This is a genomic window from Bradyrhizobium sp. 23 (genome assembly GCF_023073295.1).
In the GTDB taxonomy this organism is placed as follows: domain Bacteria; phylum Pseudomonadota; class Alphaproteobacteria; order Rhizobiales; family Xanthobacteraceae; genus Bradyrhizobium; species Bradyrhizobium canariense_D.
The window spans coordinates 379597-388273 of record NZ_JADPJF010000037.1 but is presented as its reverse complement, the minus strand read 5'-3'; the positions used below and the strand labels follow the sequence as shown (position 1 = coordinate 388273).

General features: G+C 64.6%; 10 protein-coding genes and 1 pseudogene. 5 read left to right on the top strand and 6 right to left on the bottom strand.

Annotated features, from left to right (window positions below; all coding sequences use genetic code 11):
- Positions 1-307: 307 nt before the first annotated feature.
- From IVB32_RS07980 to IVB32_RS07970, 3 genes are all read right to left on the bottom strand, one after another.
- Positions 308-1237, bottom strand: coding sequence for a carboxylesterase family protein (locus tag IVB32_RS07980; RefSeq protein ID WP_018453363.1), 930 nt, complete (start codon positions 1235-1237; stop codon positions 308-310).
- Between the two features lie 134 nt (positions 1238-1371).
- The gene (locus IVB32_RS07975; RefSeq protein WP_018453364.1) at positions 1372-1866 is read right to left on the bottom strand and encodes a hypothetical protein; all 495 of its coding nucleotides are present in this window, start codon (positions 1864-1866) and stop codon (positions 1372-1374) included.
- A gap of 230 nt (positions 1867-2096) precedes the next feature.
- Positions 2097-2666: an alpha-ketoglutarate-dependent dioxygenase AlkB gene (locus IVB32_RS07970; protein WP_018453365.1), complete on the bottom strand. Its 570-nt coding sequence runs from the start codon at positions 2664-2666 to the stop codon at positions 2097-2099.
- Positions 2667-2745: 79 nt separating this feature from the next.
- Here IVB32_RS07970 and IVB32_RS07965 point away from each other — a divergent pair, with 79 nt between their 5' ends.
- Complete coding sequence (locus IVB32_RS07965) at positions 2746-2886, top strand: hypothetical protein (protein ID WP_007597071.1); 141 nt, start codon at positions 2746-2748, stop codon at positions 2884-2886.
- On the opposite strand, the pseudogene IVB32_RS07960 reads toward IVB32_RS07965, so the two are convergent.
- The 3 genes and pseudogenes from IVB32_RS07960 to IVB32_RS07950 form a co-directional block, all read right to left on the bottom strand.
- Positions 2843-3517 (bottom strand): annotated as a pseudogene (locus tag IVB32_RS07960) (HAMP domain-containing sensor histidine kinase); the annotation flags it as partial. The gene IVB32_RS07965 and the pseudogene IVB32_RS07960 sit on opposite strands and share 44 nt — an antisense overlap.
- Before the next feature lie 10 nt (positions 3518-3527).
- Positions 3528-4982, bottom strand: a complete 1455-nt coding sequence (gene hydA / locus IVB32_RS07955; RefSeq protein WP_018453367.1) for a dihydropyrimidinase — start codon at positions 4980-4982, stop codon at positions 3528-3530.
- Positions 4983-5094: 112 nt separating this feature from the next.
- Positions 5095-5703 (bottom strand): TetR/AcrR family transcriptional regulator, encoded by a 609-nt coding sequence (locus tag IVB32_RS07950; protein ID WP_026232519.1) that lies wholly within the window; start codon positions 5701-5703, stop codon positions 5095-5097.
- A gap of 103 nt (positions 5704-5806) precedes the next feature.
- On the opposite strand from IVB32_RS07950, the gene IVB32_RS07945 reads away from it, so the two are divergent.
- From IVB32_RS07945 to IVB32_RS07930, 4 genes are all read left to right on the top strand, one after another.
- The gene (locus tag IVB32_RS07945) at positions 5807-6502 is read left to right on the top strand and encodes a PspA/IM30 family protein (protein ID WP_247410077.1); all 696 of its coding nucleotides are present in this window, start codon (positions 5807-5809) and stop codon (positions 6500-6502) included.
- Positions 6503-6541: 39 nt separating this feature from the next.
- On the top strand, positions 6542-6817 hold the full coding sequence (locus tag IVB32_RS07940; protein WP_007615098.1) for a YiaA/YiaB family inner membrane protein: 276 nt from the start codon (positions 6542-6544) through the stop codon (positions 6815-6817).
- Between the two features lie 224 nt (positions 6818-7041).
- Positions 7042-8106 carry an amidohydrolase family protein gene (locus IVB32_RS07935; RefSeq protein ID WP_018453370.1) on the top strand — a complete coding sequence of 355 codons (1065 nt, stop codon included), beginning with the start codon at positions 7042-7044 and terminating at the stop codon, positions 8104-8106.
- A 13-nt stretch (positions 8107-8119) separates the two neighbouring features.
- On the top strand, positions 8120-8677 hold a 558-nt coding region (locus tag IVB32_RS07930; protein ID WP_247410076.1), incomplete at its 3' end, for an amidohydrolase family protein.

The window sequence follows — 8677 nt, the reverse complement described above, 5'->3', positions numbered from 1 at the left end:
GGCGGAGGCCGAAATCAACGCAAAAGAGATCACCGCGCATCGTGCAAGCAAACTAAGCATCGGTTTTCCGATCGTGGCGGCGGCGCGTCGAAACGCCGATTTGCTCGGTCCCTAACGAACCCCCATAGATAGAAATGCTTCAGAGAACTCTCCTAGATAGCACGCGGCGATCCGGGCGGCGACCAGATCGCGAATCGTAGTTTGAAGCGTGCTAACGCCGGCGAGACAATTGTCTGAGAGCGCGCGGCCGCGAGAGGGCAACCCAGCTAAAGGTGGACGTTATCAGCGCGCTGCCGGCAACACGCCGCTACGGCAGACCGCGCGCCTCGAGCTGATGCACCAGCAGCAGTGTCGGCTCGGCGAGGCTGTCGCCGGAGCCGTCGAGGCCGAAGGCGCTCGCGATGCCGTCGCGGCTGCGCAGCAGCGCGCTACGCGGACAATGGCCGGCGCCGCAGAGCGTCTTCTTCAGGGTTTCGCCCTGCGCCGTGATGCCGGCGGAATCATCCGCGGCCCAGGCCAGCACGATCGGGACGTCCACATTGAGGATGCCGGGGAAGACCGAGCGCTTGTTGTACTGGCTGGCGTCCCTGCCGAGATAGGCCTTCTCGCTGTCGCTGGCGTCCTTGCCGGCGCGGTAGATCCCGGACACCAGCACGACCGCCGCGACATCGGCGCGGTCGGTCTGGAGTTCGGGATGGGCCAGCAGGGTGGCGACGTGGAAGGCGCCGGCGCCGTAGCCGACTGCGACGATCTCGCGGGCATCGCCGTTGAATAGGTCGATATTGCCGTAGACCCAGGACAGCGCCGCCGCCACGTCGCTCGCACCCGCCGGCCACGTCGCCGAGGGCGCCAGCCGGTAGTTGACGCGCACGCCGATCATGTCGTTGCGCGCGGCAAAGCACATGGCCTGGTCCTGGATCTGGCGCGACAGCTCCGGCGCGGCGCGGTCGCCAGTGAAGGTGTCGCCGGTCACGAACAGCAGCACCGGCCGCGGCGTATCCGCCTTGGTCGTGGCGGTGGCGACATCGAGCACATTGGCTTCGCTCTCGCCGTAGCGCAGGCCGCGCGAGAAGGTGACCTGCTCGCATAGCCGCGCGGTGCCGCCTGCGGTGGTGTCGCTATCTGTGAGGCCGACCTGGACAAGATCGGACGGCGCAGCCGGCCGCGGCGGCAAGGGGCCGTGCGCGGAGGCTGCCGTCAGGCCCAGAATCAGAAAAAATGCGAGAAAATTCTTCATGTCGGTGGTGGCCCTGCGTGCCCGATATGGGCTCGCGCGTTTGGCCCGTCTTTTCAATTCGCCTTATTAGTTAGTTGGTCATGAGGCGATTTCGCGGCACCCATGGTTCTCTCGGCTCGTCCTCCACGCGTGGTTCAATTCCCCGGCTGGAACGTGCAATCCGCCCCGCTGCCGTCCTTCCGGCGGATGGCATTGGGGTCGATCGTGCAGCTCAGCTTGGTCAGGCTCTCGAAATTCGATCCTGCGGCGCCGTCGGCCGGAATGCCGGCCAGAGCTTCGGTGGCGAAGATCTCGTTGGCCGTGGAGCCATTCACCGTCCGGGTCTTCTTGCCGAAGGTGACCTCGCAGTTCCGGACGGTGATGTCGACATTGCCGGCGCGACAGACGATTCGATCGGCGGTCACCATGATCGGCTTCTTGTAGGGAATGTCGCTGTTGGCGGCGAACAGCATCGCCATTGCCTTCTTCTCGGCGCCAGACAGGACCGACGACAGCGGCGCGATCACCCCCGCGAGCGCCAGCGCCGTCGCGCCCGAGACTTTTGCGGGCGTCGCGTCGGAGGCTCCCGCGACGCCGGAGGCGGCTGCGAGGACGAGGGTGCAGGCGAAGATCAATCGACCGGCTTTCATCTTCCCTCCCTGGACCTGCAATCGCGGCTTCCCTCCGAGAAGCGCGCGGAACCAGATTAGCATGTAAATCCGAATTGGAAGGCAAGTTCGCCTCGCCTCGCGCCTTCGCGCGCTACGGCTGTTTTGCTCCGAGGTGTCAAACGGTTACGCCGCGGGGCCGAGCCCCGCGCCGAGACGGCCGTTCTACTGTGCATGGGGTTGTTTTCGCGTTTTTTTGTTTGGCCGACCTGTCAGGCCTGCTTCATCGTCCGGAAGGTGATGGAATAGCGGCGCGCCTCGACCGGCGGGATGCTGTGCTCCCATTGCGACCGCGCCTCGCCGTCCATCATGTAAAGCGAGCGCGGCCGGGCTTCGAGCGTGTGGCGCTCCCATTTGTCGCCGCTACGGCGGCGGAAACGGAATTTGCAGGACGAGCCCAGCGACATGCCGAGGATTTTGTCGAAATGCGGCTTGTCGCGATGCCAGCCGATGCCGACGCCGGCCTCGTATTCGGTGCAGAGCACCTGCCGCACGCTGCCGCCGGCAAGCCCAGCCCATGCCTCGACCTGCCGCGCGACGGGCAGGACCCAGTCCGGGATCGGCTCGGCCTCGGCCAGCCGCTGCAGCGAATAGTCATAGCGATAGCCGAAGGACGCCACCCGGCGGTTGCCCTCGAAGGCGCCGAACTGGAAGCGCTGGAGCGGCAATGCTGCGATGCGGCCGATGAGCGCCTGCTCGACGGCGGTCTCGACGAAGTCATCGGCATAGCGAAGGCCGGCGGGCCCTGCGTGCGGATCGTCGAACAAGCCAAGCTGCGTCATTCCTCGCATTTCCGTGATGGAACCTAATGGTGGCTGATGCGACTTACATATGACGCGGAAAGTAACATGCGAGGCTGTCATGGCAGAGAAGCATACCGCCGATCCGGCAGAGATCATGCGGGCGACCGGTCATCCTGAGCTGGAATACGCAGCCGGCTGGACCATCGCCGGTCTGGTCACCATCGGCACCATCGTCGCCGCCTGGGTGTTCGCGATCTAGCCATTGGAAACTGCAGCTCGAACGCCGCGCCCTGATCGGTCGGCGTGAGCCTGATCGAGCCGCCATGGCTCGCCATCACCGCGCGCGCGATCGCCAGCCCCATCCCGGTGCCGCCCTGGTCGCGGCGCGTGGTGAAGAACGCGTCGAAGATCCTGTCACGGTTCGGCGTCGAGATCGGCTCGCCGTCATTGCTTACCGTCACACGCAGGGTCGTACGCTCGTCGATCGCTTTCAGCCTGATTGTCCCAGCCTTGTGTCGCATCGCATTATCGGCGAGATGCGACAGCACGATGAGCGCCTTCTCGGCCGACATGCCGATCATCAGGTCGAGGCTGCCGCTGGCCTCTATCGAGCTCGCCGGAAATCGGCTCCTGAGGTCGGCAATCACCGGCGCCAATTCCGTGCGCTCGTTTTGCGGCAGGCTTTCGGCACGCGCGAGTTCGCGCAGCCGCTGCGCCATCGCTTCCAGCCGCTTTGTGTCGGACAGGATGTTGGCGATGAACGTCTCCTGCTCGGCCGGCGTCAGGCTGCCCGCTTTGCCCTGAAGCGTCCGCGTCGTGTAGATCACCCCCGCGACGTGGTTGTTGACGATGACAGGCATTGCCGAAAACACGTGGACGCCGAGGCCGCGGCCATCAATTCTACGGCGTCACCGCTCCGCGGGGCACGGCGCGTGGGGCGGTCAGCTCCTTCCACGTCGAATTGGCGACATGCACGGGCGAGAACGCCGGGCGCTCGACATAACGGCCGTCGCCGGCCTCGGCGCGCAGATCGCCGTCTTTCCAGACGATTCGGCCGCGCGACAGCGTCGCCGCCGGTCCGCCGGTGCAGGAAAACCCCTCGAACACGTTGTAATCGATCCGGCTCATCTGCCGCTTCGCGCTGATGGTCTTGCTCGCCTTGGGATCCCAAACCACGATATCTGCATCCGAGCCGACGGCGACCGCGCCCTTGCGCGGATAGATGTTGAGGATGCGGGCGATATTCGCCGAGGTGACTGCGACGAATTCTTCCTTCGTCAACCGTCCCGTGGCGACGCCCGCGGTCCACAGCAGGGCGAGGCGATCTTCGAGGCCGCCGGTGCCGTTCGGGATCTTTCTGAAATCGCCGAACCCGAACCGCTTCTGCTCGGTGGTGAAGGCGCAGTGGTCGGTCGCGACCACCTGCAGCGAGCCGGCTTGCAGACCGGCCCAAAGACTATCCTGATGCGACCTGTCGCGGAACGGCGGCGACATCACGCGCTGCGCGGCATGATCCCAGTCCTTGTTCTGATATTCACCGGCGTCCAGCAACAAGTGCTGGATCAACGGCTCGCCATAGACGCGCTTGCCCGCCGCACGTGCGCGCGCGATCGCCTCATGCGCTTCGCGGCAGCTCGTGTGCACGATATAGACCGGCGTCCCCGTCATGTCGGCGATCATGATGGCGCGGTTGGTGGCTTCGCCCTCGACCTCCGGCGGCCGTGAATAAGCGTGTCCCTCGGGCCCGGTGACGCCGCCCGCGATCAGCGCCTCCTGCATCAGGGCGACGACGTCGCCGTTCTCCGCATGCACGACAGGCATGGCGCCGAGATGGGCGCAGCGGGCGAACGAGTTGTAGAGCTCGTCGTCGTTCACCATGAGCGCGCCCTTGTAGGCCATGAAGTGCTTGAAGGTGTTGATGCCGTAGGTTTTGACCACGGTCTCCATCTCGTCATGGATCTGCTTCGACCACGACGTTACCGCCATGTGGAAGCCGTAGTCGGAGGCCGCCTTCTCGGATTTGTGTCGCCACTCCTGATAGGCCGCGAGCATCGGCTGGCCTGGATCGGGCAGGCAGAAATCCACCACCATGGTGGTGCCGCCGGCCAGCGCCGCCTTGGTCCCCGATTCGAAATCGTCGGCGGTGACAGTGCCCATGAACGGCATTTCGAGATGAGTGTGCGGATCGATGCCGCCCGGGATGACGTAGGCGCCGCCGGCATCGATGACCTCGCACCCCGTCGGCGCATCGAGCGATTGCCCGACCGCGACGATGGTCTCGCCGTCGATCAGCACGTCCGCGCGGCGCGAATGATCATGATTGACGACGGTGCCGCCGCGGATGAGGAGGGGCATTGGATGCTCCGGAGAGGAAAGTGGACCTCGCGAAGCTAAGCGCGCGGCACACGACGCGACAGGTGAAATTTTAGTCAGGCACGCCGACAGTTGAGCCGTGCTCTCTCGGCCCCTACGCCGCCCGCGCGATCAGCCCGTCAATCATCGCGCGCACCAGGCCCGCGATTTCCTTCCGGAGCGCCGGCAGCGGCACCGCGACCAGTTTCTGCTCCAGTCCCAGCGCCACCATGCCATGCACCGCCGAGAACAGGCTGCGCGCGGTGATGCCGAGCTCCTCCCGACTGCGTTTTGGAAATAGCGCGGCCAGCGGCTGGTAGACGTGGCGAAACAGCTGCAGCTGGTCGTCGATGGACCAGTCGGGGAGGGGCTTGTCGGCTGCCATGCGGTGCTCGAACAGAGCGCGCCACAGTTCGAGATTCTCCGCGGCGAAATCGCAATAGGCGAGAGCAATGCGGACCAGGGTCTCCTGCGGCGACGGCTCGCGCGCGCTTTCCGCCGCGCTCAGGGCCCGGTCGAGCCGAAGCAAAGTGCGCGAGCCCACGCGCAGGATCAGTTCATCGACATCGGCGACGAGATTGTAGACCGCGCCGTTGGCGCAGCCGATCTCGCGGGCGAGATCGCGGGTCTTTAAACCCGCCAATCCCCTGTCGGCGATCATTCGTTCCGCCGCCAGGATCAAATCGGATCGAAGTTTCTCTCGGCGTTCCAATGGCTTAGTCATCTGCAAACCAAATTCTTGAGCGTCGCTCAAATATTCCTTGAACGATGTTCAAGTTTCTTGCTACAAACCATCCGTGAGCAACGCTCATAACAGGGAGCTTCAGATGTTCAAGACCGTAGTGACACTTTTCTGCGGCAGCGTGGCCGCCGCCAGCGAGGAGCTGGAAGACCGGACGGCCCTTCTGATCCTCGATCAACAGATGCGCGACGCGGCCGCGGCCGTCGAGCGCGGCAAACGGACCCTTGCGCTGGCGATTGCGCAGGACCAGCAGGAAGCTCGCAAGCTCGAGGCGACCGTCGCCCGCATCGCTGATCTCGAGATGCGCGCGGTCGCGGCGCTCGACGGGGACCGCGAGGATCTCGCCAACGATGCTGCCGAAGCCATCGCGGGCCTGGAGGCCGATCGCGATGCGGCGCTGACGGCCCGCGCACTGTTCGCAACCGAAATCGCGCGGCTGAAGCGGCACGTCGCAAGCGCGCAGGCCCGCATCACCGAGCTCGACCGCGGCCGCCGCGTCGCCCGTGCCTCGGAAGCGGTGCGCTCGCTTCGCCGCAGCGGCATCGAGGCGGCACGCCCCTACGAATCCACGCTGCCGGAGGCGGAGAGCACTTTGAGGCGTCTTCGTGAGCGGCAGATGGAAGCCCAGGCCGCCGACGACGCGCTGGTCGAGCTCGATGCGGCCACCGGTCCGCTCGCCACCGCCGAAAAACTCGCCGAGCAGGGTTTTGGCCCCAGGCTCAAGACGACCGCGGACGACGTGCTGGCACGGTTGAAGTCCAAGCGCACGCCGACGGTCTGATCCCAAACCCATCATCATTCGAACCAACAGGAGACCATCATGAACCAGAATGGCCAGCCCCACAGCGGCGCCTGGGTGACTTTCACTTACGTGTCCTTCGCAGCCTCCGCCTTCCTCATCGCCATCGGCATCTTCTTCCTGCCGATCGACCTCTGGATGAAGGGTTATCTCACCATGGGCATCGTCATGTTGATCCAGACTTGCATCACCCTGACCAAGACGGTCCGGGACAACCATGAAAGTAGCCGGATGGTGAACCGCATCGAGGATGCCAAGGCGGAACGTCTGCTGATGGAAGTCTCCAAGGCGGCCTGAGAGGCATGACAATACGCAAGGAAGCAGCGGAGCAATTTGTTCCGCTGCTTCGCGCCGGATGCATTCCGTCAAACCTTATCGCGCCAGCGAAATGCAACCGAGCCATGACGGATCGCGCGGGCGTGCGCTCTTGCGCACCGGCAGCGGCCGGAGCACTCTGCACGAGCGGCACACAAAGAATGCCGCCAAAAAGATGTGCTTACAAGATCTCGGCGAGGAACTTCATGGCGGTGACGCGGATCGACTGCGACATCCACCCGGCGGTTGGTGGCACGCGCACGACGCTGCTGCCGTATCTCAGCGATCACTGGAAAGAGCAGGTCGTGAGCCGCGCCATCGACGGGCTCGATCTCACCTCCTATCCGCCCAGCATGCCGCTGGCGGGCCGCGCCGACTGGCGTCCGGCGAACGGCGCAAAGCCTGGTTCCGATCTTGCGATGGTACAGAAGGGCGCATTCGAGCAGTTGGGTGCCAGCCACGCGATTCTCAACGTGCTCTACGGCGCTCAGGCCGTGTTCGATCCCTACATGGCGGCCGACTTCTGCAGGGCGATCAACGACTGGATCGCGACTGAGTGGCTGTCGCGCGATGCGCGCTTGCGTGCCTCGATCGTGGTGCCGATGCAGGATCCGGATCTGGCGGTCGAGGAGATCGAGCGCCGCGCCGGCGATCACCGCTTCGTGTCGATCCTCGTGCTGGCGCAGGGCGAGACGCTGCTGGGACGCCGGCATTTCTGGCCGGTCTATCGGCTCGCGGAAAAGTACAAGCTGCCGCTCGCGATCCACGCCGGCACGCAATATCGGCAGGCGCCGAGCTCGGCCGGATGGCCGTCGCACCGCTACGAATATTACTTCGTCGAGGCGCAGGCATTTCAGGCGCAGATCCTGAGCCTGATCTATGAGGGCGTGTTCGGCAAGTTTCCGGACCTCAAGGTCGTGCTGATGGAATCCGGCGTGAGCTGGCTCCCGGCTTTCATGTGGCGCGCCAACAAGACCTGGCGCGGCGTGCGCGTCGAGGTGCCCTGGGTCGAGCGCGAGCCGGCAGCGATCATCCGCGACAGTTTTCGTGTCACAATGCAGCCGTTCGACGCGCCGGGCGACGCCAAAAGCGTCGAGGAGATCATCGACCAGATCGGCTCGGACAAGATGTTCCTGTTCGCGTCCGACTATCCGCACTGGCAGTTCGACGGCGACGATCCGATCCCGCCGGACCTGCCGAACAGCATCATCTCGAAGATGTGCGTCGACAACCCGCTGGAGACGTTTCCGCGGCTGTCGCTCGCCAACTAGACCGGAGTTTCGCATGAGTGACGTCATCGACCGCCCACTACGAGAAGACGAAAAGCCTGCCGCTTCGCGGCTGCGCATCGTCGATTGCGACGTTCATCCGAGCCTGCATTCGTTCGACGATCTCAACGAGTTTCTGCCAGAGCGCTGGCAGCAGCATCTGAAGGAATATGGCAGCCATTTGCGCACGCCCTATCTGTTCACCACGCCCTATCCGCGCTCTTCGCCGCTGATCGCGCGGCGCGATGCCTGGCCGCCGACCGGCGGGCCGCCCGGTTCGGATCTCGCCTTCATGCAGAAGCAGCATCTCGATCCGCTCGATGTCGAGTTCGGGATTTTGCAGGTGCTCGATCTCTTCATCTTCTCGCAGCAGAACCTCGAATTCGGCGCCGCGATCCAGCGTGCCATCAACGACTGGCAACTGGCGTTCTGGTCGCATCGCGACCCGCGCCTGAAGGCTTCGATCCTGGTCGGGCAGGACGGCGTCGATCTCGCCATTGCCGAGATCGAACGCTGCGCGAAAATCGGCGAATACGTCCAGATCAACGTCTCGCCGCGCGCCAACGAGCCGTTG

Bases quoted from the DNA above. Each gene is read 5' to 3' on its own strand.
- IVB32_RS07980 (WP_018453363.1), bottom strand. From the start codon at position 1,237: ATGAAGAATTTTCTCGCATTTTTTCTGATTCTGGGCCTGACGGCAGCC.
- IVB32_RS07950 (WP_026232519.1), bottom strand. From the start codon at position 5,703: ATGACTAAGCCATTGGAACGCCGAGAGAAACTTCGATCCGATTTGATC.
- IVB32_RS07970 (WP_018453365.1), bottom strand. From the start codon at position 2,666: ATGACGCAGCTTGGCTTGTTCGACGATCCGCACGCAGGGCCCGCCGGC.
- IVB32_RS07975 (WP_018453364.1), bottom strand. From the start codon at position 1,866: ATGAAAGCCGGTCGATTGATCTTCGCCTGCACCCTCGTCCTCGCAGCC.
- IVB32_RS07935 (WP_018453370.1), top strand. From the start codon at position 7,042: ATGGCGGTGACGCGGATCGACTGCGACATCCACCCGGCGGTTGGTGGC.
- IVB32_RS07945 (WP_247410077.1), top strand. From the start codon at position 5,807: ATGTTCAAGACCGTAGTGACACTTTTCTGCGGCAGCGTGGCCGCCGCC.
- hydA (WP_018453367.1), bottom strand. From the start codon at position 4,982: ATGCCCCTCCTCATCCGCGGCGGCACCGTCGTCAATCATGATCATTCG.
- IVB32_RS07965 (WP_007597071.1), top strand. From the start codon at position 2,746: ATGGCAGAGAAGCATACCGCCGATCCGGCAGAGATCATGCGGGCGACC.
- IVB32_RS07940 (WP_007615098.1), top strand. From the start codon at position 6,542: ATGAACCAGAATGGCCAGCCCCACAGCGGCGCCTGGGTGACTTTCACT.